The 24,424-nt window shown below is 30.5% G+C and carries 22 protein-coding genes; 9 read left to right on the top strand and 13 right to left on the bottom strand.

What is annotated here, in order from left to right; genetic code table 11:
- Window positions 1-61: 61 nt before the first annotated feature.
- From DZ64_RS0108330 to recG, 3 genes are read left to right on the top strand one after another with little or no spacing between them, the layout of a single operon-like run.
- Window positions 62-610, top strand: a complete 549-nt coding sequence (locus DZ64_RS0108330) for a class II aldolase/adducin family protein (protein ID WP_024790184.1) — start codon at window positions 62-64, stop codon at window positions 608-610.
- A gap of 13 nt (window positions 611-623) precedes the next feature.
- On the top strand, window positions 624-1,763 hold the full coding sequence (locus DZ64_RS0108325; protein WP_024788075.1) for a pitrilysin family protein: 1,140 nt from the start codon (window positions 624-626) through the stop codon (window positions 1,761-1,763).
- Window positions 1,756-3,504 (top strand): ATP-dependent DNA helicase RecG, encoded by a 1,749-nt coding sequence (recG, locus tag DZ64_RS0108320; RefSeq protein ID WP_024790183.1) that lies wholly within the window; start codon window positions 1,756-1,758, stop codon window positions 3,502-3,504. Before DZ64_RS0108325 ends, recG begins: the two co-directional genes overlap by 8 nt.
- Here the strand turns inward: recG and DZ64_RS0108315 are convergent.
- The 12 genes from DZ64_RS0108315 to DZ64_RS0108260 all read right to left on the bottom strand — a co-directional run bounded on the left by DZ64_RS0108315 (window position 3,496) and on the right by DZ64_RS0108260 (window position 16,187).
- Window positions 3,496-4,686, bottom strand: a complete 1,191-nt coding sequence (locus DZ64_RS0108315; protein WP_024790182.1) for a class I SAM-dependent methyltransferase — start codon at window positions 4,684-4,686, stop codon at window positions 3,496-3,498. The two genes, recG and DZ64_RS0108315, sit on opposite strands and share 9 nt — an antisense overlap.
- A gap of 48 nt (window positions 4,687-4,734) precedes the next feature.
- Window positions 4,735-6,036: a UDP-N-acetylmuramate--L-alanine ligase gene (gene murC / locus DZ64_RS0108310; RefSeq protein ID WP_024790181.1), complete on the bottom strand. Its 1,302-nt coding sequence runs from the start codon at window positions 6,034-6,036 to the stop codon at window positions 4,735-4,737.
- Entirely contained in the window at window positions 6,033-6,494 is a 462-nt protein-coding gene (locus DZ64_RS0108305; protein WP_024790180.1) for a hypothetical protein, read from the bottom strand. Before DZ64_RS0108305 ends, murC begins: the two co-directional genes overlap by 4 nt.
- Window positions 6,491-7,585, bottom strand: coding sequence for a succinyldiaminopimelate transaminase (locus DZ64_RS0108300; RefSeq protein WP_024790179.1), 1,095 nt, complete (start codon window positions 7,583-7,585; stop codon window positions 6,491-6,493). The genes DZ64_RS0108305 and DZ64_RS0108300 overlap by 4 nt, the downstream gene beginning before the upstream one ends.
- Window positions 7,582-9,750 carry a polyribonucleotide nucleotidyltransferase gene (locus tag DZ64_RS0108295; protein WP_024790178.1) on the bottom strand — a complete coding sequence of 723 codons (2,169 nt, stop codon included), beginning with the start codon at window positions 9,748-9,750 and terminating at the stop codon, window positions 7,582-7,584. The genes DZ64_RS0108300 and DZ64_RS0108295 overlap by 4 nt, the downstream gene beginning before the upstream one ends.
- Window positions 9,747-10,337 carry a hypothetical protein gene (locus tag DZ64_RS0108290; RefSeq protein ID WP_024790177.1) on the bottom strand — a complete coding sequence of 197 codons (591 nt, stop codon included), beginning with the start codon at window positions 10,335-10,337 and terminating at the stop codon, window positions 9,747-9,749. The genes DZ64_RS0108295 and DZ64_RS0108290 overlap by 4 nt, the downstream gene beginning before the upstream one ends.
- Window positions 10,334-10,558 carry a J domain-containing protein gene (locus DZ64_RS13805; protein WP_255327396.1) on the bottom strand — a complete coding sequence of 75 codons (225 nt, stop codon included), beginning with the start codon at window positions 10,556-10,558 and terminating at the stop codon, window positions 10,334-10,336. The genes DZ64_RS0108290 and DZ64_RS13805 overlap by 4 nt, the downstream gene beginning before the upstream one ends.
- 23 nt (window positions 10,559-10,581) lie before the next feature.
- A complete protein-coding gene (locus tag DZ64_RS0108280; protein WP_024788069.1) occupies window positions 10,582-11,985 on the bottom strand; it encodes an MlaD family protein in 1,404 nt (467 codons plus the stop codon).
- Window positions 11,982-13,973, bottom strand: a complete 1,992-nt coding sequence (locus tag DZ64_RS0108275) for an LPS-assembly protein LptD (protein ID WP_024790176.1) — start codon at window positions 13,971-13,973, stop codon at window positions 11,982-11,984. Before DZ64_RS0108275 ends, DZ64_RS0108280 begins: the two co-directional genes overlap by 4 nt.
- A complete protein-coding gene (locus tag DZ64_RS0108270) occupies window positions 13,954-14,397 on the bottom strand; it encodes an RDD family protein (RefSeq protein WP_024788067.1) in 444 nt (147 codons plus the stop codon). The genes DZ64_RS0108275 and DZ64_RS0108270 overlap by 20 nt, the downstream gene beginning before the upstream one ends.
- Window positions 14,398-15,654 (bottom strand): phosphoribosylamine--glycine ligase, encoded by a 1,257-nt coding sequence (purD, locus tag DZ64_RS0108265; RefSeq protein ID WP_024788066.1) that lies wholly within the window; start codon window positions 15,652-15,654, stop codon window positions 14,398-14,400.
- Between the two features lie 68 nt (window positions 15,655-15,722).
- The gene (locus DZ64_RS0108260) at window positions 15,723-16,187 is read right to left on the bottom strand and encodes a DUF2628 domain-containing protein (RefSeq protein WP_024790175.1); all 465 of its coding nucleotides are present in this window, start codon (window positions 16,185-16,187) and stop codon (window positions 15,723-15,725) included.
- A gap of 46 nt (window positions 16,188-16,233) precedes the next feature.
- Here DZ64_RS0108260 and DZ64_RS0108255 point away from each other — a divergent pair, with 46 nt between their 5' ends.
- From DZ64_RS0108255 to DZ64_RS0108235, 6 genes are all read left to right on the top strand, one after another.
- Window positions 16,234-17,220 carry an amidohydrolase family protein gene (locus tag DZ64_RS0108255; RefSeq protein ID WP_024788064.1) on the top strand — a complete coding sequence of 329 codons (987 nt, stop codon included), beginning with the start codon at window positions 16,234-16,236 and terminating at the stop codon, window positions 17,218-17,220.
- Between the two features lie 73 nt (window positions 17,221-17,293).
- The gene (amrS, locus tag DZ64_RS0108250) at window positions 17,294-18,295 is read left to right on the top strand and encodes an AmmeMemoRadiSam system radical SAM enzyme (protein WP_024790174.1); all 1,002 of its coding nucleotides are present in this window, start codon (window positions 17,294-17,296) and stop codon (window positions 18,293-18,295) included.
- Between the two features lie 87 nt (window positions 18,296-18,382).
- Window positions 18,383-19,180, top strand: a complete 798-nt coding sequence (amrB, locus tag DZ64_RS0108245) for an AmmeMemoRadiSam system protein B (protein ID WP_024790173.1) — start codon at window positions 18,383-18,385, stop codon at window positions 19,178-19,180.
- 136 nt (window positions 19,181-19,316) lie between these two features.
- A complete protein-coding gene (locus tag DZ64_RS11005) occupies window positions 19,317-21,800 on the top strand; it encodes an NAD-glutamate dehydrogenase domain-containing protein (RefSeq protein ID WP_051430022.1) in 2,484 nt (827 codons plus the stop codon).
- Window positions 21,784-22,287: a hypothetical protein gene (locus DZ64_RS11000; protein WP_035003211.1), complete on the top strand. Its 504-nt coding sequence runs from the start codon at window positions 21,784-21,786 to the stop codon at window positions 22,285-22,287. The genes DZ64_RS11005 and DZ64_RS11000 overlap by 17 nt, the downstream gene beginning before the upstream one ends.
- Before the next feature lie 4 nt (window positions 22,288-22,291).
- On the top strand, window positions 22,292-24,037 hold the full coding sequence (locus DZ64_RS0108235; RefSeq protein WP_024790172.1) for a chloride channel protein: 1,746 nt from the start codon (window positions 22,292-22,294) through the stop codon (window positions 24,035-24,037).
- Here the strand turns inward: DZ64_RS0108235 and DZ64_RS0108230 are convergent.
- Complete coding sequence (locus DZ64_RS0108230; RefSeq protein ID WP_024790171.1) at window positions 24,030-24,422, bottom strand: GatB/YqeY domain-containing protein; 393 nt, start codon at window positions 24,420-24,422, stop codon at window positions 24,030-24,032. The two genes, DZ64_RS0108235 and DZ64_RS0108230, sit on opposite strands and share 8 nt — an antisense overlap.
- Window positions 24,423-24,424: the final 2 nt, after the last annotated feature.

Genomic DNA, 24,424 nt, shown 5'->3' with positions numbered 1-24,424 from the left:
ATAACCTTTTTTTTAAAAATTATACTAAATTTTTGATATAATTTGGCAAAAAAGGTAATATTTGCTTGAAAAACTGTTTTTAGATGATTATAAATTAACCGCCAGGGTTTTGCAAGAAAAAAATATCTTAAATACAGGTTTTGGTAGCATTTCTTTAAAAACAGGCAACGACACCATGCTTATAAATAAAAAAAACAGCTGCATTTTAGAAGAAAATTTTTATATATCTGTAAATATTGCAAACAAAACACTCGCATACAAAGAAGCAAACGAAGATGCCCCTCTTCATGCAAAAATTTACAAAAATATCTCTTTTGCAAAAACTGCATTGAATCTTTATATGCCAAATACCATTGCTTATTCTATAATCCACGAAAAATTCCAGCCCATAGACACATACGGAAAAAAATATTTTAAAAATATAACCATTATCGAAGATTTAATGACAGAAACAAATATAAAAAAATTATTAGCCATTCTTGAAAAAGAAGAAATTGCAATTATAAAAGCAAAAAGCGTGATTATAATAAGCAGAGATATAAAAGAAGCTTTAAAAAAAGCTTTTATTTTAAACAATTCTGCAAGAATTTTATTAAAAATTCCACATTAAAACGGAGGTATCAATGATAATTTTTGAAAAAGATTGCATAGGAAGAAGTTTTTTACAAATAGTTTTTTTAAACTCGGGAAGCATATTTTTTAAAGACGGAGTAGCCAATTTTGCCAAAGAGATATTAAACAGAGGCACCAGCAAAAAAAAAGAAAAATTTTTTTCCTTTTTGGATGAAAACGCCATTAATCTGAATTTCGGAATAAACCATGAATATTTCACCGTTTCCGTTAAATGTTTAAACAATAAAAGAAAAAAAGCCCTCGATTCGTTAATAGAGCTGTTCAGTGATATCAATTTGACAAAAGAAGCTTTTGAAAAAACAAAAAGAGAAATTATTGCCAAAAAAGAGAGCTTAAAAAACAACAACGACTATATTGCAAATAAAAATCTTTATCGTGCCATTTTTGAAAACACACCGCTGGCAATTCCCGTAATAGGAGAAAATATAGAAAATATCACTAAAGATGATATAAAAAATTTTTTTAACGAATTAAGCGAAAACGTAATTATAATCAACGGAGGAGAAAAATTTGATTACGAAAAATTTATAAAATTATTTCCAAAAAAAGAAAAAGAATATCCTTTCTTTGAGCCTATTCAAAAAAACATTAAAGAAAATAAAGAAGTAGAACAAAGTTATATCTATTTCGCAAGTGAATACAATATTGAAAAAAAAGAGATTCATTTGGCTAAAATAGCAACTTTTATTTTGGGAAGCGGGGGCTTTGGAAGCCGTATTATGGAAAAAATCAGAGTAAAAAAAGGTTATGCATATTCGGCATATGCATTTAACACTTTCAAAAAGACCCATAAAATTTTAAGCGGATATATGCAGACAAAACTTGAAAATACTGAGGATGCAATTAATTCTTTAAAAAATATAATTAACGATTTTACACAAAACGGAATAACCGCTGAAGAATTAAACGACGCAAAAAAATTTTTACTTGGTAGCGAACCGCTTAGAAACGAGACACTAAGTCAGAGACTTCTTAAAAAATTTAATGAAGTATATCTTAATTTACCTGAAAATTATTATCAAAAAGAACTTGATTTAATCAAAAACACCAAATTAAATGAAATTAACGATTTTATTAAAAAATATAAAAATATAAAAAATTTAAGTTTTTCAATTCTTACAAATGACTGATTTAAAAACACTTGAAACCGCATTAATAAAACCAAAAGATTGGGAAGATAATCATCTATATCCCTATCTTTTAAACAGACCCCAGGCATTTGAGGCCGAAATACTCGATATTCAAAAATCATCTAAAATCACCAGAATTAAATTTTTTTTAAAAAATATCAATCAGATTATGTGGGGAGTATTTTTTGTTTTTAAAAAATGGCATGAAGCTGTTTTTAAAAAAGGTAAAACTCTATATATAAGAGGAGAAATCAGAAACAACCAATTAATCCAGCCAAAACCAATAAGCAGAATAAATGAAATAACCTCTGTATATTCATCTGTAAAAATAAAAAATGAAATAAAAAAACATCTGAGCTTCGAAAATTTAAAAATACTGCCGCAGGAAATTGCCGAAACTTTGATAAAAATGCATTTTCCGACAACTCTAAAAGATATTGAAGAAAAAAAAATAGAATATGCACTAAAATGGAGCGAAATTTTTTTATATTTATATAAGCTTCAAAACAAAAAGAAAATATTTCCTTCAAATCCGATTATTTCAGAGCCGACGCCTTTTATAGATTCCCTTCCGTTCAAACTTACCAATGACCAGTTAAAAGTTATAAAAGATATACAAAACGATTTATCAAAACCCGTTCAGGCAAGAAGGGTAATAATTGGCGATGTAGGAAGCGGAAAAACAATCGTTATGCTCTCTACTGCATTTATGGCTAAAAAAAGCGCAATTATGGCTCCTACATCAATACTTGCCAATCAGATTTACGAAGAAGCGGATAAATACTTAAATGGAAAATGGACAATGGAAAATGGAAAATTATTTAAAGTGGTATTGGTTACGCAAAAAAGTAAATTCACTGAATATGATTTAAAAAACGCAGATTTATTAATAGGCACGCATGCTCTTTTATATCAGGATTTACCAAAATTAAACGCTGTAATGGTTGACGAACAGCACAGATTCGGAACCAATCAGAGAGCAAAGCTTGAAAAACTAACTTCAAGTGGAAAAGTCTTACCTCACTTTTTTCAATTCAGCGCCACCCCCATCCCAAGAACACAGGCTCTTATTATGAGCAGTTTTGTAAATGTAAGTTTGATAAAAGAACTTCCTTTTAAAAAAGACATTGATACAAAAATAATAGATAAAAGTGATTTTAAGGATTTAATAACCCATATTCAAAAAGAGATAAGCTTAGGCAATCAGGTGGTAATTGTTTATCCTCTTGTAGAAGAATCGCAAAATTTTAATTATCAAAGCATAGAAGAAGGAAAAGATTTCTGGCTTAAATATTTTGGCGGAGTCTATATAACACACGGAAAAGACAAAAACAAAGAAGATATTTTAGTCGAATTCAGGGAAAAAGGAAATATTTTAATAACAACAACCGTAATTGAAGTTGGAATTTCTTTGCCCCGTTTAACCACTATTGTAATAGTCGGAGCCGAAAGGCTCGGACTCGCAACACTGCATCAGCTAAGGGGAAGAGTCGGAAGATATGGACAGAAAGGATACTGCTTTTTATATACAAATAATAAAAACAACAATAGGCTTATTGAATTTTCAAAAACGCTTGACGGTTTTAAAATTGCAGAACTTGATCTGAAATTCAGAAAAGCCGGAGATCTGCTCGACGGCAAAAAACAAAGCGGTGAAAAATTTAACTATTTTGACGAAACAAAAGATTTGGGGATTTTAGAAAATGTTAAAAAATATATTGAGAAAAATCTATCAGATTAAACTTTCTTCAATAAATGTTCTTTTTATTATAGGATAATTATTATTTACCCCATTTGAATACAAAATTTGATATAAATGCTGTTCCCCTATATAAAAAGAAACCGCAGATGAAATTAGATATAAATTCCACATTCTGTAAAATTTTTCATCAAATTTCTTAATAACAGTATCTTTAATATTGCAAAACCTCTTTCTCCATTCAATTAATGTTTTATAATAATGCAATCTCCAATCATCCATATCCATAAAATATAAATCACTCTCTTTTGAAGAATCAAATATTTCACTAACGCAAGGCAAATGACCCCCGGGAAAAATATATTTTCTAATCCATTTACTTGTAGGTGCGGGATGTTGTTTGCCTATTGTATGAAGCAAAAAGAGGCCTTTTTTTTCAAGAATATTATTAACAACTGAAAAAAATTTTTTATATCTTTCTTTACCGACATGTTCAAACATACCTATTGATACGATTCTGTCAAATTTTTTATTTAATTTAGGTAAATCTTCATAATGCATTAAATAAACCTCTACTAAATTATTTAAATTTTCATCTTTTATTTTTTCTTTGACATATTCATACTGGTTTTTTGAAAGTGTAATTCCGACACAAGGTATATTATATTTTTTTGCAGCATTAATTATAACTGAACCCCATCCGCATCCAATATCCAAAAAATTTTTTGCATTTTTTAATCTTAATTTTTCATAAATAATATTTCTTTTTTCTTCCTGGGCTTCTTCTAAACTCATATCTTTTTTTGTAAAAAAAGCACATGAATAAGTCATAGATTTATCCAACCATGATTTATAAAAATCATTACCTAAATCGTAATGATATTGAACCTCTTTTTCCTCAATTTTTTTCAGCATACCCAAAAAATTAAAAAAGAATTTCGTAAAATCTATCTGTTTTTTTTCTTTATCCATTAAATTAACATATGTAAGACCCCCGATTAACAATTTTTCAAGAGAACCGTTTATATTTATGTTTCCATTTACATATTCTTCAGCAAAACCCATCTCTGGATCCATCAAAATTCTTTTTGCTGTTTTATAATCTTTCAAAACAACCCCTAATTTTCCATCCCCCATTTTTTTATCTGGGAATTGCACATAAATTTTTTCAGGCATATATTTATTGAATTCTTTAATAAATTTGTTTATTGTATTTTCCAACATAACAAATCCTTTTTTTTATTATAAAACTAAAAAAAGAAAATGTCAAAATTATAAACCTCTCAATTGATAAGTAATATCCCCCGCTCCGAAGCCTATTACTAAACCATTATTTATTTCTTTAATAATTTTATTATCTTTTATTAACATAATATTTTTTCTATCGGTTTTTATTTTATCTGCAAAAATCGGATTATATCTTTCAAAATGCTTTTTAAAATCAATTTTCACTTTCTCTTCTCCAGCTGACCATACCGGTAAAATTACAAGTTCATCCACCCCTTCAAAACAGTTTACAAAGCCTTGCAGATTATCAACCGTCCTTGAATATTTGTGCGGTTGCCAGATGGCCGTTATTTTATCTATTCCGTTTAATTTTGCATACAAAAGTGCCGAATGAATGGTTGCTTTTATTTCTGTTGGATGATGCCCGTAATCGTCTATTAATATAAAATTATCCTCTTTTTGTAAAATATCAAATCTTTTTTTAATGCCTTTATAATTTTTAATATTTTCAGCAATTTCTTCCATTGAAATAAATTCATTTGCAGCTTCAATTGCAAGGAGAGCATCTAATATCAAATGTTCACCAAATCCGTAAACTTCAAATTCGCGAGTCTTATATTCGAAAATAGTTTTTGGCTGATTGTCTCTTAATTCATATCGTATGTTTTTAGCATCAGTTAAATAAACTTTTTTCATAGGCAAATCAAGACTTTTTATAAATTCATCATTCCCGTTTACAACCCTGATTTTTGCACTCTTTAAAAATTTTTCATAATGGGAATAAAAAAGTTTTAAATCATGATTATAAAATTCCATATGTTCAGGTTCGGTATTTGTAACAACTGCAACAAATGGATTTGAATCTATAAAACTGCCGTCGCTTTCATCCGCTTCAAACACCATTAAATCGTTATTACTAAATCTGGCATTGGAATTAAAATCTTTACTTTCAGCCCCTATCAGGGCATCGGCATCTTTTAAAACAGAAGCTAAAATAGAAGTTGTTGTGCTCTTACCGTGGGCACCGCAGACTGAAATTACCTTTTTATTATTTAAAACAAAAGGCAAAAATTCCCTTCTGCTTAGAGTTTTTATACCTTTTTTCTTAGCGGCTACCCTTTCAGGATTATTTTCTTTTGCAACAGCGGTAAAAACGATTAAATCGATATCATCGGTTATGTTTTCTTCTTTTTGTGGAATATAAACTTTTACACCTAAACTCTTTAGTTTTTCTGTCAACGGAGTGGCATGTATGTCGCTTCCGCTAATTTTATAGCCTTTTGCGCTTAAAAATCTTGCCAAAGCGCTTAAACCTATTCCTCCTATACCGATAAAATGTATTCTCACTCTTGAAACTCTTTTACAAACTGATTTTTATATTTAATAACAAGATCATCTATTTCATCGTTAAACCCTGTAAAAAAATAATCTTCGTAAATTTCACTTAAATCTACATATTTTTCAAAAAATTTATCTAAACCAAATCCGGCCAACATTCCAATTACAAACATAGAAAACATCTCTTTTAGTTTAGCATCTTCAATTAAATATACCATATCATAACCAACCTGTTTAGCTTCGCTAACAGCACCTTCATCCCAAAGTTCAAGCATATATTCCATCATCGCCCTGATTGCCATTTTCTCTTCCGGATTTTTAACATCAAGAGTTTTTTGCTCTTCTATTTTTTTATTAATTATTTCAAAAGTTTCTTTTAAAATTTTTTTAAATGTTTCATCTATCTCATCTTCTCTGTTTTTTCTAACTAATTCATCCAATTTTTTATATTTTTCTACCAAACTCATAAAATTTCCTTTAAAATATTGAGTGCCGTTTTTATTTTTTCCATATCATAAACAAGAGCTATTCTGACATAACACTCTCCTGCGCTATTTCTTCCCATAAACCTGCCGGGCAATACTTTTACACCTCTTTTATATGCTTCAACAGTGAATTTTATATCATCGTCTACTTTTAGCCATATATAAAAAGTGGCTTCCGGGATATCCACCCCTAAAATTTCTTTGGCCACTTCAAAATTTTCAATATATTTTTTTCTGAAAATTTCCGGATATTCTTCATCCTCCCATGCCGCTTTTGCCGCATATTGCAAAGGCAGAGGAATGGCGCAACCTGTATAAGTCCTAAAAAGCAGATATTTTTTTAATATTTCTCTGTCTCCCGCAATAAACCCGCTTCTAAGCCCGGGGGCTGAACTTCTTTTTGAAATGGAATTAATGGCGAGTACATTTTTAAAATTTCTGTTTCCCACTTTCATACTTGCCTCAAGAATTGAAGGTGGTGGATTTTTTGTATAAAGCTCGCTGTAACATTCATCATTCAATATCACAACATCTTTTTTTAGGGCATATTCCACCCATTCACATAATTCGTCCAAATTCATAACACTTGAAGTAGGATTATTAGGAGAATTTAAAATAATAAAATCTTCATCTCCTTCAAGCTGGGAGAGACATGGTTTAAAATTATTTTTTTCGCTGAGCTCTAAATAGTTAATTTTACTCCCGGCTGCAACGGCAGCCCCTTCATAAATTTGATAAAAAGGATTCGGAAAAGCCATTTTTCGAGGCTTTAAAAAAAGCGGAAAATTAAATAAAACTTCCCGTGTCCCGAATGTAGGAATCAGTTCATCTTTTCGAAGTTCTACATTAAATCTTCTTTTTATAAAATCTCTTTGGGATTTTTTTAAAATTTCCTCCCCGGCGGTTTTGGCATATTTATTTAAATATTTAACATTTTTACATAAACTTTTTTCAATAAACTCAGGTGTTTCAAACTGCGGCTCTCCTATTGTCAAAGAAAACACCTCCTTTGGATGAGGCACATCTTTTAACAATTCATTTAATTTTTCAAAAGGATATTTTTCAAACATCACTCCTCCACTAAAGCAAGCTCTATTTTAAATCCGCTTTGAGAAAGCACTTTTACTTTTATTTTATCCCCAACATTGAAATCTTCCGGATTTTTTCCGTTGAGTTTTGATTTATGCAAAAGCCCCTCAACACCTGGTACCAATTCTACAAAAAGACCGAAATCTACGATTTTACTTACTTTTCCTTCTATTATTTCACCTGTTTTAAAATCAGGAATTTTCGGTTTGTCATCTTTACAAATCACATTTAATATATAATCTTTTGTTGCCTGAAGCTGCTCATGACTTTCACCGAAAATTTTCACTTTTCCGCTGACTCTATCCAAATCTATTGTTACTCCGAATTTAGAAATGATATCTTTTACGGTTTTACCCGCAGTACCTATAATATCTATAATTTTATCCGGTTCGACTTTAAAACTAATAGCTTTTGGAAGCACAGCTTCGTTATATTTAATCTCTTTTGCGGCTTTTTCCATAAGTTCGAGTATATAACATCTTGCGTCCCTAGCCTGATAAAGGGCCTCTTTTAAAACATCAAGAGAAATTCCCCCTAATTTTATATCCATCTGCATAGCGGTTATTCCTTCATAAGTTCCTCCGACTTTAAAATCCATATCTCCGTCATGATCTTCAAGCCCCATAATATCAGTAAGTACCGCATATTTATCACCTTCACTTATAAGACCCATTGCAATTCCCGCCGCCATTTTAAGTAAAGGGACTTTTGCGGCTTTTAATGCCAAAGAACCTGCACAGATCGTAGCCATTGAGCTACTTCCGTTACTTTCAAGTATTTCACTTACAACCCTTACTGTTTCATCAAATTCCGGGTCTAAGAGCGGCTCAATTGCCCTTTTTGCCAAATTTCCATGACCCAGTTCCCTTCTGCTCGGAGGTCCCAATCTTTCCGCTTCACCTACTGAAAAAGCCGGAAAATTATAATGAAGCATAAATCTTTCAAGCTTTTCTTCTTTATCTGTCAAATTTCCGTAAACCTGGGCATCCATATCACCGCCTCTGGTTGCAACAGCCAAAGCCTGGGTCTGTCCTCTTGTAAACAGACAGCTTCCGTGTGCTCTTGGAAGAACGTTTGTCTCTATACTTATAGGCCTTATTTCATCGAGTTTTCTTCCGTCTGCCCTGATTCCCTCATATAAAATCATACCTCTTACAATTTCTCTTTTAACTGTTTTTACAGCTTTTAAAATAACATCATAATCTTCTTCTTTATTTAGTAAACCTGCTATTTTTCTTGCAAATTGTTTTAATAAATAATCCCTTTCGCTTTTGCTCAAATATTTTATTATTTCTTTTAATTCATCTATATATTTTTCTTTTATTGTTTCAATATATTCACCCGGGTCTTTTTCAACTCTCTCTTTAAATTCGGCAGGGGCTTTTTTAAATTCTTTTAAACCTTCCTCATAGGCTTTAACACCCTCTTTTATAGCATTTTGAGCAACTTTTAAAACTTCTATTAAATCATCTTCTTTTATTTCATTTGTTTTATAATTTACGATTGTATTTTCAATAGGCGCCCCGTCAAGCATTATATCTTCGACAGGAATAATCTCAATATCTTCCTGACCCTGGGCGGCAAATTCTATCATTAAAAGCTCGTCTTTGCTTCCGGTAACAAACAGATTAAATTCTCCTTTTTCAAGCTCACTTAATGTAGGGTTCACAATTATTTTACCGTCTATTCTGGTAAGTCTTACCCCGTAAACCATTTTTGAAAAAGGCAAATCACTTAAATACATGCAGGATGCGGCGGCATTCATGGCAGCAGCCTGCAGGTCACTCTCTTCATCCGCACTTACCGCCATAATAGTAAGAACGGTATTGTATCCGTATTCTTTAGGAAACAGAGGCCTGAGGCTTCTGTCAACTATTCTGGCTGTTAGGGTTTCAAAATCCCCCGGTTTTTGTTCTCTTTTTACAAACCCTGCAGGAATTTTTCCAACCGCATAGGCTTTTTCGACATATTGAACCACAAGAGGCACAAAATCCTCTTCCACAAGTTCATCCGGATTATACGTAAGCGTAGCAATCATTACCGTATTTCCGTCTTGAAACCATACAGACGAATTTGCCTGTTTAGCTAGCTTATTTAAAACAAATTTCTGAACTCTGTTATTAACTTTTAATTCTACACTGCAACTCATTTATTCTCCTTAATATAAAATTCGGTATCTATATAATCTTTTAGTTTTTGAATATAAAAAAGATTATCTACAATTTTTTCTATTTTATCGGCTGATTCTTTTGAAATAAAAGGCACGGCAACATTTATTTTTAAAACTTTTGCATTTATACAGCTTTTAATGGCACATAAAAGGGTAAGTGCGGTATTAGAGCCTAAATCAACCAATAAAATATTTTTATTCTCAATTGAAATTATACTCTCTCCCAAGCGGAATTTATGCATTTTAGGAATTATTTTTTCTTCATAAATTCTATTTGCTTCGTTATAAATATAATCATCCGTTATATCAAAAGCATTTTTAAGCTCGTCTATTATAACCAATTCTCTAAACTCACTCACGGCACCTATTACAGTTTCTTTGTTCACAGGGGAAAAAATAGGTTCAATAAACAGCATATCACCTTCTACAAAAGAATTTTTTAATCCGATTTCACGGGAGAGAAAAATTGACCTTTCATTTATGCTTAAAATTAACAAATTGTTAAAAATAGTTTTATCTATAATATTGTTTAACTGATAAATAATCTCTTCCGTTGATAATTTCATTCAAAAACCTTAAAATTTTTATGAAATTCCTCCGGGTACTGTTTTTTTATTTCATCTTCGCTGAATGTAAATTTAAAGTTTTTTATATAATCTTTTAAAATATTATAGGCTTTGTTTATTTCTTTCATTTTTTCTTCATTCCCTCCTGTGTCGGAATGATATTTTTTAGCAAGTTTCTTATAATTTTTTTCTATTTCTTTTGCGGTGCTTAAAGGTTTAATATGTAGGATTTTACAGGCTTTTTTTATTTCAGAAATGATGTTGCACCCCCTGAAATTATACTTTTTAAATCATTGTCTCTGAACCTTATACCAAGACCCAAAAACAGTGAAGCAGCACGCGAATTTAAAATATTTTCAAATCCGCCTAAAAATTCAAGATGTTTTAGATATATATATTTGGCTGCTAAATTTAAATGAGGGTTAGTGCCCCTTATATCGTTTACGGCGTTAAAATCATATATTTCGGAACTTAAAATTACTTTGTCATGGTCTAAGAAATAATCGGCTCCGATTCCTCCCGTGCTTTCTATAATACCGCCTCTTATTAAGAGATTATCAAATCTTTTTCCATATTCGGCAGTAATATATGATTTATTTTTAATATGGTTTTTATTTATATTATCCAGATTGGAATAATCTTTTGAGGAAGTCACACCCAGAATATAATATTTTGTCGGAGTCGGCAAATAAGCAATCTGTGCGTAAGATTTTGAATAACTATCACGTGAAAGAAATTTATTGTTAAATTCAACTTCAATTTGGGATTTTGTCGCACTTGAAAGAAGTTTGTCAATTTTTTTAAAGCTTTCACCCCCGCTTACAAAAAAATCTTTAGCCGAAGCTATCGCTGTTTTTATACTTTTTTTATTATCGTTAAGAATAGAATTGGCATTAACCCCTAATTTTTTATATTCGTCAATGGTGGGGCCTAATTTGGAATTAAGGGTATCGCCTGTTTTATTGAGTTTAGCAAGAAGTGTGTCCGACTTATTTATAATATCGGGAATTTTTTTGTTTATTTTTATCCCTATGTCTTTATAAGTGGCAATCAATTCATTTGCGTTATCAAGCAGACTCGGTATTTTTTTATTTGCATTTTTTATAACCGATTTCAAATCAACAGAAGCGTCTTTTATATTTGCCAAAATCTGGTGAAAATTATTTATAGTGTTTTTATCGAGAGTTTTATTTAATTTTTTGATCAATACTTTTACATCATCGACGGCACTGTTGACATTATTCATCAAATCATCTAAAGAAGCCGCATTTAAATATTTTTTTATTGTTTCGTTTTTTGAATAGTAAATATGATTTTTAGAAGGGATTATTTTTACATATTTTCCGCCGAGCATATTATCCTGAGCCAGGGTAACCATGCTTCCTTTTGGTATTTTAACCCCTTGCTTTATTATAAGTTTTAATTTCACTAAAGAATTATTAAGTTTTAAATCTTCTACTTTACCTATTTCAACGCCTCTTAATTTTACTTTTGCTTTTTTTTCAAGCCCGCTTGCATCATTAATATAAGCATAAAGAGTATAACCTTTCTGATTAAAATCCTGAAGGGATTTTACCTGAAACGTCAGATAGAGTATCGACAAAATTCCCAAAAAAACAAATATTCCCACCTTGGTTTCTGTTTTCATTTGTTTCCTTTAAAAATAAATGATTGATTTACGCCGCCTATCGGATAAAATTCCACCGACAGATTAATTATATTGTCTTTTCTGTAATTTGTTCCACTTGTTTCCAGCACAGGAACCCTGTCTTGTTTAAAGCTTATTTCATATTTATAACATTTTTTATTCATACTAACCCCCAACATCCAGTATTTTATATATTTTTCGTTTAAATCAAACGAATATTCAAAATAATATCTTTTATATATATTTGGTTTATATCCGCCTCCAAGTGTAACGGATTTTAAATTATCCCTTTGATATAGATGCGATATAAAATAATCAATTTTACCATTATTATAACCAAATTTTATATTATTATAATCTATTTTCCCCTCATCCACAGAATACTTATTGTTTTCATTAATATAATAATTTAAATAATAAAAATTTAAAATATTTTCCAAATCGGCAAATTTCCTATCATCAAGATAATAAATTTCATTTAATGTATGATCAATGTTTAAATTATTAAATTCAAAAATTTGAAACAGGCTGAAAAGCAGATAATTTTTCATTTTGGGGACATTTATCAAATCCGAATAGATTTCTTTATGTGAATAATTTTTTATATTTATGGAAAAAGAAGGATTTATAATATGATAAAAATTATTATAACTTTTTGCCAAAGAAGTAAAAAATTTAAGCTGGGTCGTTAAATACAGATATTTAGAAACCCCCAGATTATTTTTCTGATAATATTTTCCGTATCCAGAATATAAATTTTCTGTAAGCTTGAATTTCATATAATCATTAAACAGACTTTTATAAAATGAAACCGGCAAATTAATATCGGAAAAAATAAAATTAGAGCCTTTAGCTCTGTAATAATTATAAATATTAAAATCAAGTGAATCTAAAAACACCCCTCTTTTTTCCAAAAAACGGTGATAATTAATCTGCGGCAGAATCTGCCAGGTTGCAGAGTTACTGAGAAGTGAGGTGTCTATAAAATATTTAAAATACATACCGTAATAATTTTTATTTAAAGCTCTTATATATTTCAAATAAGAAGTTATTATTTTATCCGTCAGATAAGAAGTGTCAAATCTGTAATTGTAAGCATCTAAATAGAAATAATCAACATCATTTGCATATTTCAAATCAAGATACAGCTTGTCTTCACCAAAAAGTTTATCTCTTTTATAATACAATGAATAACCATAATGTTTTTTATGTGCCAGATTGTTTTTTTCATAATAACTGTTTTTGTCGCTGAATAAACCGAATTTTATTTTACCCTCTGAATAAGGCGAATCAACAAACCTAAAAACAGAATAAACCCCTTTTCCCCTTTGGGTACGCACAGTAGGTATTATTTCCAAATCGGAATTTAGTGATGTTACAAAATAAATTGGTTGAGAGTATAATAAGCCTTCTTTGTTTGAATATCCTATATACGGCCTTAAAAGACCGCTTCTTCTTTTTTTGTTAAAACTAACCTGCCAATAAGGGAAATAAAACACAGGTACATTGTGGACAACCAATACAATATTTTTAAGTTTTAATAATTTTGAGAGTCTGTTATAATTTCCGCTGCTTGCCTTTATAAACCAGTCCGGCTTATCACTGCAGCATGTGGAAAAATAAGGGCTATTGAAATATAATATATTTTTTTTGGAATCGGCTTTATTTGATCTGACCCAGCCGTCTATATTTTTGTCATAAAAGAAAATATTTTTTATTGTGATTTTTTCTTTTGAATAAGCCAGCAATGAATCGCCAAGCAAAACATCCTGATTTTGATAAAAAACAGTTACGTTGCCAAAAAGTTTTATTATATGATTTTTTTCTATTACCCCGTTTTTAGCCTGTAAAAAAATATTGTTTTTATATATAATAAGCGGATTTTGAAGAAAATAGTTCCCTTTTTTTTCAATTACATCTGTTGAATATATTTTTAAGGCAAATACAACAAAAGGTACAATTAAAAAACTAATTACTCTTAACAGCAACACATTTTCCTACAATATCATGAATTGCCCTGTTGTATGGGTCAAAAACAGCATAAATCATTCCTAAATAAAAAAACATTTCATCAAAATTTCTCATCACGCTTCTTATAAACGCCCTTAAAAAACTGGGTTTGTCAAATGAATCTACATCTATTATTTCTATTTTCACGAGCATTTTCCCTATTGTTTTACCGTAAAGTGCAATAAAAATCCAATGATAAAGTGTATATGCCAAAAAAATATAAACAAAAAGAGAATCAATTAATAAAACCATTTCCTCATATGTTTTCACATTGGCAAATCTGTCATAAAAGGCCAAAATAACCAAAAAACTTATTAAAAAGTCATCTATGCTCATGGAAATGGCTCTTTGCCAAATCGAAGCTGTTTCCCGCTCTTCCCTTTTGAGTTTTTCCCCAAGCATCTATTTTCCTATTGCCTGATAAGCAATGTCACTTCTGTATTTTTTACCTTCAAAATGAACTTTTTCAACTATTTTATATGCTTCATCCCTTGCTTTTTGAACATTTTTTCCAAACCCGACACATACTAACACTCTTCCGCCGGTTGCATAAAGTTTCCCATTCATTTTTTTAACTCCGGCAAAGGCTATATACCCGTTACACCCGTTTAATTTATCTATCGTAATTTCGGCAGGCTCGCTTCTTGAATAAGGATAATTTTTACTTGCACATACAACCCCCACAGCAACCGTATCTTTTATTTTTACATCAATTTTATCAAGCTGCTTGGTCGCCCCGTTATAAAACATATCATAAAGTGAGCTATCAATTAAAGGCATAAGTTCCTCACATTCAGGATCTCCGAATCTTACATTATATTCAAGAACATAAGGTTCATTATCCACTATCATAAGTCCTGTAAACAAAACACCTTCAAAAGGTGCGCCTTCATTTTTCATTCCTTCAAGTGTAGGCTTTATGATTTTTGTTTTTACTTTTTCATATATATCCTCCGTGGCAAGAGGGGTAGGCGCATACGCTCCCATACCGCCTGTATTAGGCCCCTTATCTCCGTCAAGAAGTCTTTTATGATCCTGTGCGGCCGGAAGCAAAACAAAATCTTCCCCGTCGCATATCGCAAACATGCTAAGTTCAAAGCCGTCTAAAAATTCTTCAATTATGACTTTTTTACCCGCTTCCCCAAATGCTTTACCGCTCAGCATTTCCTCCACTGTTTTTTTTGCTTCGTTTTTGCTATTGGCGATAATTACACCTTTACCGGCACAAAGCCCGTCCGCTTTTACAACAATCGGTGTTTTTTGCATTGAATCTATAAATTCATAAGCCTTGTCTTTATCATCTGTTTCAATATATTTAGCGGTGGGAATATTGTATTTTTTTAAAAAATTTTTCATATACACTTTGCTGCCTTCCAGTCTTGCCGCTTCTTTGCTAGGCCCGAAAACACTAAGACCTTGGGATTTAAAAACATCGACAATTCCTTTTACCAAAGGATCTTCAGGCCCCACTATAGTCAAATCAATATTATTGTTTTTTGCAAAATCAGCAAGTTCATTAAAATCTTTTATATCTATATTTGTGGCAAAATCCTCGGTCGCCCCATTTCCAGGTGCATAAAAGATTTCAGCTTCGTTTTTTAAATGATAACCGATGGCATATTCTCTTCCCCCGCTTCCGATTATTAAAACTTTTTTCATAATAAGCCTTTTTTACGAAATTATATCAAATTACCCGCCAATCCTGCCTACTCACCACTCACCACTCACTACTCACTAATATTATGTCCTGTAATTAATGAAAAAGCAATTGGCCATACCAATATTAAAATAACCGCAACAGCCGCGACAACATACCAGATATTAGGTTTTGCTTTTCTCTTTACACATTCAATATCAGGATTATGAATGCCCCCACAGTTTTGTATATCCCTGTCCAATTTGTTCAGATATAAATAATAATAACAAAAACCGCCCAGCAGCGAATTTACAATTATAACACCCACAGGGGAAACATATCCCACCATTAAACTGACAACCAACACTCCGAAAGCTTCGTTAAGTGCTTTTCTGTACAGCAGATAAAACCATCCGAACAAAAATCCCCAAAGATGAAATTTCGCCCTGCATTTTCCAAGACCATCTTCACCCATTATTTCTTCAAATTTTTTTAAATCTTTTTCATTAAGGTGATAATAACTCTTTTTTAAAATTTCCAAATATTTATTTTTCATAAATATTGCCTTTTTTTAGTAAAATTATAATTAAAAAAGGACATAAATGAAAATAAAGGTCCCAAAAGCAATAGATATCAACATAAAAAATTCCGAAAGTGTAAGCAGACTCTCTTTTGCGGCAAAAAACGGCGGGATAACGGCGGCAGTGATGATACCTTCCCACAAGCCTATTTTTGACAAACTTCATTTGGCTTATAATTTAAAAAGGGCACATGAATCCGATTTTAATCTTTTGATAGCTATTGAGGGAATACATGAAAACAGACTTTCTAACATTTCAATTCTAAAAAAAAGGGGTGCAAGTGCAATTTATATAAATTCGGATGAGGATATGAATTTAATAAAAAGAGTCTTTGAATATGCACAATTTCTGGATATACCTGTTTTTGTAAACTGTAACAGCAAGTCCCTCAGCGGTATTATGAATGACAGTGAAACAGCATATTCCCTTGGTATAAGCGGAATCCCGAATTATGCGGAAAGTGCGGAAGTCGCTAAAATATACGAACTTTCCCGTCATTTTGACGCTAAAATAGTGTTTTTGTCAATAACAGCAAAAGAATCGCTTGAAATATTAAAAAATAAAAACAAAAATATTTATATAGACGTGGCAATAGACAATTTATATTTTACGGACGAAATGTTAAAAGAATTCAACACCGTATATAAGACTTTTCCGCCCCTCAGAAGCGAAGAAGATAAAAACGCCCTTTTAAAAGCATGTGAAAAAGGGATAATAGATTTTATATCTTCAAATCATATCGCTGCAAACAATAAAGACCTTCCCATTGAGGAAGCGGAATACGGAATAAGCAAACTTGATATTTTTACCCAGCTTGTCTATTCTCTTCCTTTAAAAAAGGAGACTGTCACAAATTTAATATCCACTAATCCTGCAAAATTATTTAATATACAAATAAATGATTACATTACCCTTGAAAAAGGCGAATTTGAAATAAATACCGAAAATTTTGCAAGCAAAGGGAAAAATTGCCCATATAAAAAGATTAATTACAAAATAGTTGAGTAAATAAGACTAAAATTTCTTTACTTTTCCCCTATTTTTTGATATAATATATTAATCTTAAATTAAGGAGGGGAAATTGAAATTTTTTGAAAAAATAGATAATACTAAAATAAAATGTCTTTTATGCAGACATCACTGCATTTTAAAAGAAGGCCAGGTTGGAATCTGCGGCATAAATATGAATAAAAACGGAGAACTTGTAAATTTAGTATACGGGCATCCGTCCTCTGTAAATGTAGACCCGGTTGAGAAAAAACCGCTTTTTCATTTTTTACCGGGAAGTGCGGTTTTAAGTTTCGGAACAGTGGGATGTAATTTTAAATGCCCGTTTTGTCAAAACTGGCAAATTGCCCATACAAGTAAAGTAAATGATAAAATTTACGTATCACCCCAGGAAATAGTAAATCTTGCTATTGAATATAAATGCAATTCTATTGCGTATACATATAATGAACCGAGTGTTTTTTATCCGTATGCAAGAGATGTGGGTATATTGGCAAAAGAAAAGGGACTTAAAAATATTTTTGTTACAAACGGTTTTGAAAGTGTGTATGAAATAGAAGATATGAAAAGCTGGGTGGATGCATGTAATGTAGATTTAAAAAGTTTTAAAAAAGATTATTACAAAAAAGTTTTAAAAGGCGATCTTGATTATGTACTTGATACTATCAAAAGATTAAAAGATGCCGGAATTTGGCAGGAGATTACCACTTTAATAGTCCCGGGAGACAATGACAGCGAAAAAGAATTAACACAAATTGCCGAGTTTATTGCCGGAGTTGGAGTGGAAATTCCTTGGCATATTACAAGATTCCATCCGGATTATAAAGTCCAAGACAAAGGCCCTACCCCTATTGAAACAATGCTTAAAGCCTATGAAATAGGTAAAAAAGCGGGGTTAAAATATGTATATCTCGGTAATGTGGCAATGCCTGTAATTACATACTGTCCAAAATGCGGCGAAGAGCTTATTGTAAGAAGTATTTACAAAATTGAAAAAAATATTTTAAAAATAGATGAAAATAAAATCGGACACTGTCCGAAATGTGGTGAAATTATCGAAGGAATATGGAAATAAATAGTGAATAGTGAGTAGTGAGTAGTGAGCTTGCCGGCCGCTTGAAAAGCGGCGGGGTGTAAAAGTGAAAAATTAAAAGGAGTGATTATGAGAAATGCGGTAGTAAAAGAATGGTATGGAGGGACATGCGAAGGAGTTGAGGGTTATATAAACCATTTTAATAAAATTATAGATGAGAATATGGATAAAATTAAAGCAAAAGAGATATTTTCCTTAAAACCAAAAGCTATAATAGTTCCACATGCAGGATGGGTTTACAGCGGATTTAGCGCAAATTTTGCTTATAGAATCGCAAGCAACACCAAGCCTAAAAGAATCCTGGTAATAGGCCCAAGCCACAAATTTCCGATTGAAGGAATAAGTGTAACATTGGAAGAATCATATGAAACCCCTTGCGGCATACTGCCTATAGATAAGAATTTTTCAATTGAACTTATGGAAAAATTTGATGTAGCTAATCTTGAATATGTCCATGTAGAACATTCGACAGAAGTTCAAATGCCATTTATTTATCATTATTTTGGGGAAATTCCTGTAGTTGAATTAATTTACGGAAACTATTCGCCAAATAAATTAAAAGAAATAATTAAGTTCGCAATTGATGAGAATTCTTTAATTGTAATTTCAAGCGATTTAAGCCATTATTATGATATAAAAACGGCAAATGCACTTGATTCACACTGTTTGCAGGCCGTTAATGATTTGGATTTATTGGAACTTGAAAAATGTGAAGCCTGCGGTAAAATAGGTATAGCAGCCATTATTGAAGCAGCAAGGGAAGAAAAATTAACACCTTTTATTGTAGATTACAGGACAAGCGCCGATGTAAGCGGCGATGAAAGCCAGGTTGTCGGATATATGAGCGCCTTATTTATAAAAAGCTAATAATTTTTTATTATAATTTACAAATTTAACACTTCCTAAAAAGGAGGGTTAATGGCAAAGGGTAAATTTAAAATGAAGAGGAAAAGAAGAAGAGTTTTATATTCCAGATAATTCTTCTTTTCGAAAGAGAAAAAATGTGATAAAATTTGATAAATTAAAAAATGAACTGTTAATATCCAAAAATTTAAACACTTCAATAACTTTTCTTTCAAAGCTTCTTGATAATTTCAATATTGAAATTGTCAATGTAAAAGAAAATAACGATACCCTGATTTTAAAGATTAATATAACACATCAGGATTTTTTTGAAAAATATAAAAAAATTTTCTTTGATATTATAAAAAAAGCTATTAACAAACAAATAACTTACAACTGTAAATTATATTATTTTGCATGGGTCGGGTTTGATTTAAGAAAAATCGCTTTATTAAGAGCTGTTTTAAAATATCAAAAACAGCTTTTTTATGAATTTAATGAAAGTGCAATTATTAAAACTTTTATTAAAAATTCTGATGTGGTGGAATCGGTTATCAATTATTTTCTTCAAAAATTTTCAAAAAAAGATGATTATTCATATCTTGAGAACAGACTTGAAGAAAAATTAAACACCGTCAATGAATTAAGTGAATATAAAATTTTAAAAATATTTTATTTAATTATAAAAAATATACTTCGGACAAATTATTTTCTTAATAAAAAAACAATTTCTTTTAAAATTGACACTTCCAAATTAAAACCTTATCTGTTTTCTGTTCAACCCAATATTGAAAGTTTTGTTTATCACGAACAATTTAACGGAATCCATTTAAGAATGAGTAAAATTTCACGAGGGGGGATAAGATATTCAAACAGGGAGGATTTCAGGGAAGAAATCAAAGATTTAATGAAAGCGCAAGTTGCAAAAAACGCAATTATTGTCCCTGACGGGGCAAAAGGTGGATTTTATATTTTTTTTAATCCGACAAAAACTGAATTTAAAAAAATTTATACACTTTTTATAGATGCACTGCTTGATTTAGTAGACACCGCGGATACAACAAATTTAATTAAATATGATGAAACGGACAATTATTTCGTAGTGGCGGCTGACAGAGGTACGGCCAATATGAGTGATATTGCAAATGAAATATCGCTAAAAAGAAATTTTAATTTAAAAGATGCCTTTGCAAGCGGAGGCAAAAACGGATATTCACATAAAAAACTTGGCATTACAGCAAAAGGTGCACTTACCTCAGCCGGAAGACATTTTTTGGAATTGGGCAAAAATGTTTTAAAAGATGAAATAAGTGTAGTGGGAATAGGCAGTATGAGAGGTGACGTATTCGGCAACGGAATGCTTCTTAATAAAAACTTCCTGCTTCTTGCGGCTATTTCTCATAACGAAATTTTTATCGACCCGACCCCTGATTCAAAAATTTCATATAACGAAAGAAAAAGACTTTTTTTAGAAGGGAAAAACTGGGATGAATATAATAAAAATTTAATTTCAAAAGGTGGAGGCGTTTTCAAAAAAGGTTTAAAAAAAATTAAAATTTCCCCGGAAATAAAAAAGGTGTTTTCTATAAATGAAAATTATTTATCAAGCGAAGAATTAATAAAATATCTTTTAAAAGCAAATGTCGATATGCTCTATTTCGGAGGAATAGGAACTTATATAAAATCAAGCGAAGAAAACAATATCTATATCAGTGACAAACAAAATGAAAATATAAGAATTAATGCTGATGAAATAAAAGCAAAAGTTATTTGTGAAGGTGCAAATTTGGCTATGACTTTAAAAGCCAGATATGAATACGCTTTAAACGGTGGAAAAATACATCTTGACAGTATTGACAATTCAGCAGGGGTAAATATAAGTGATTATGAAGTAAATCTGAAAATTTTATTAAACGATTTGGTAGAAAAAAATATAATTTCTAAAAAAGAAAAAAATGAAATATTAATAAATCTTACAGAAGAAGTTGTAAACAAAGTCTTAAAAAACAATTATTTACAGCCTTTAAGAATCAGTCTTGATGAAATAAAAATATATAAAGAAAAATTAATAAATATAATAGAAACATTGGAAAAGCATATCGAAATATTTAAACGAGAAAATTTTTCTATTCCCAAAAACTCTGAAATAGAAATAATTTTTTATAAAAATAGGGTAATTAAGCCGGTTTTGGCTATATTATTATTATATTCAAAAATTTTCTTAAAAAATTATATTTTAAAAAATTTTTATAAATGCAAATATGCTTCTACATTTTTAAAACATTATTTTCCGTCTTCTGTTTACAACTCATACAGCGAATATGTAAATTCGCATTTGCTAAAAAATCAAATCATAGCAACACAAATAACTAATGAAATAATAAACAATTACGGTATTTCTTTTATAAATAATTTCAAAGAAAAAGAATTTCCCTATAAAATTACAGCCTATATAATATTAAACGATTTAATTAATGCAAACAGCACAAGGGAAGAAATATATTCCCTTGATTTTCAAATTGAATATCAAAAACTATACGATATGCTTATAGATTTGGAGGAAACAATAAAATTTGCCTCCAGATGGCTTATTAAAGATTTACGAGAACCAAAATATAAAGCCTTTAATGCTTATAACTTATAAAGAAAAACTCCAAAATATTTTTTCAAAAAAGTATAAAAATTTTAAAAATAAAAAAAATATAGGTATTTTTCTTGAATGGAAAGAACTGTTTAAATTTCTTCCGGCAATTATTTATTTTAACCATAAATATTCTTTTAAATTGGAAAATATTTTGAAACTTTTTGAAATTACAATAAAAAAATTTCAAATAAACAAATTATTACACAGTATAAAACACATAAAGCCAAAAAGCAGAATAGAAAAAAATTTAAAAGAAGAAATAGAATCAATGATAGAATATTTTGTAATAACATTTAACGAAGAAATTTTAAAAACCGGCTTTAACGAAAACAAAATTAATAAATCAATAAATAGTTTTTTAGAAATAAAAAAAGAAGAATACAAACATATAATAAATGAAATTGATGAACTATGCAAAGAACACAGCAAATCGTTACTGGAAATCTCTCATATAAGTAACATTCTTATACTAAATTTGCTAAAATAATATTATGAATACTCAAAATCAAATTAAAAAATATTTAATTTTACTTTTAGACACCTTTGTTATAGGACTTATAGGGACAATTTGCGCAAGTATATTTATTTTTTTATTGGATTTAATAAGTAAATTTGCACTGGGTTATATTGCCGGTTACATTCCCTCAGATACTATAAATATAATCAATTCACATATAAATCATCCTTTTAATTCCACTGCATTAATTATCGTAATTGTAACAGGGGGATTAATTTCAGGATTTTTAGTCTACACATTTGCACCGGAAGCCGAAGGTCACGGGACAGATACGATTATCAGAGCATATCACAGGGCGGGAGGATATTTACGACCGATTGTAATACCTATTAAAATTATATCTTCGGCCATAACCATAGGAACAGGAGGAGCGGCAGGAAGAGAAGGGCCTACGGCGCTTTTCAGCGCAGGTATAGGTTCCATTTATGCCAATATTAGACATGCTTCCATTGAAAAAAGACAGCTGTTTGTAATTATCGGTATGGCATCAGGACTTTCCGCCGTATTTAAAGCCCCTATGGGAACGGCAATATTTTCCATTGAAGTTCTTTACAGTGAGCTGGAATATGAGACAAGAGAACTGTTGTTTGTATTTTTTGGACCTTTAATCGCATATATATTTTCAGGATATCTTTTTGGATGGAAGCCTATTTTTACACTGCCATCCAATTTGCAGATAACGGATATTAAAACCTATATAGAAATTATTCTTCTTGGAATTATAAGCGGAATTGTATCAGTAATATTGCCAAATATATTTTATTATACAAGAGATTTATTTAGAAAATTATCTATAAAACCACATTTTAAACCTGCTATTGGCGCATTATTTGTAGGAATAATAGGTATTTACATACCTCAGGTTTTAGGGGGTGGATATGGATGGATTCAACAGGCAATAAACGGAAATTTTACAGAAAAAATTATAATACTTTTATTTATAGGTAAAATACTGGCTTTTTCTTTGACTGTCGGTTCCGGAGGATCCGGGGGTGTATTTGCCCCGTCTTTATTCATAGGTGCAATGTTAGGAGCACTCCTATCCATAATTTTTCACAATACAAGTGCAATTTTCAGCGTTATTGCAATGGCGGCTGTTTTTGGAGCAGCGGCAAGAACACCTCTTGCATCAATTGTAATAGTTATTGAAATGGCGGGAGGATATTCACTGTTGCCTGCTACTATTTTAGCAGTATTTTTTTCTTCTATTACACACAAATTAATATGTTCTGTATTTAATGTAAAATATATCAGTTTATATGAAGCACAGTTATTAAATAAAAATTATTCTATTTTTTATCAAATAAAAACATTAAAAAATATACTGTTTTGCTATCAGGACTTATTACAGCTAAATCCTTCTGAAATTGAAAAAGAAGAAATTGTTGAACTGCTTGAAAGCGGAGCTCCTATAAAACTCCCAAACAACAAATATCTGTTTTTTGGAAAAATAAACAAAAACGCAGAGCTAAAAAAAGAAGGATATATTAAAAAATTTAAAGATTTAAGGGTTTTATATATATTCAGAAACGGTGAGTGGTATCATCCAAGCGAAATGGAATGTTTAAAAGAAAATGATGAAGTTTTGGTTTACGGAGCACAAAGCGCCTTAAACAAACTCAGCTCTTATTTTACACCTGTTTCAGAATATTTTTCAAAATTAAAACGTCAGCATGAAAAATTGGAAGAGGATATAAATAAACCTATACCTATTAAATAGATTTGATGATTTTATTGGCTATGCCTAAATCTACATCCCCTCTTTGTTTTAATCTTTTCATAATTTCACCTATATTTTTTCCGCCTATTTCATTAATAATTTCTTTTATAATTTTTTTGCTCTCTTCTTCACTTAACATTTTAGGCAAAAACTCTTCATATATAGCCAACTCTTTTTTGGCTTCTTCCATTCCTGCATCAATACTTTCTTTTGCCATTTTGGCAAGTTTCTTGGCAGCTTCAATTATATGTTTTTCATTTACCTCTTCATTTTTTGATTTTGCAAGTTTTTGGGCAGTGTCTACAAGCATCATTAATGCATTGGCTTTTGTTTTATCTTCTTTTTTTGCTTTAATCATCATTTTTTTAAGTTCAATTATTGTCATTT

Origin of the sequence: Lebetimonas sp. JH292, assembly GCF_000523275.1 — a bacterium.
Classification (GTDB): domain Bacteria; phylum Campylobacterota; class Campylobacteria; order Campylobacterales; family Nautiliaceae; genus Lebetimonas.
The sequence above is the reverse complement of the archived record's forward strand: the minus strand, read 5'-3'. Positions and strand labels throughout refer to the sequence as shown.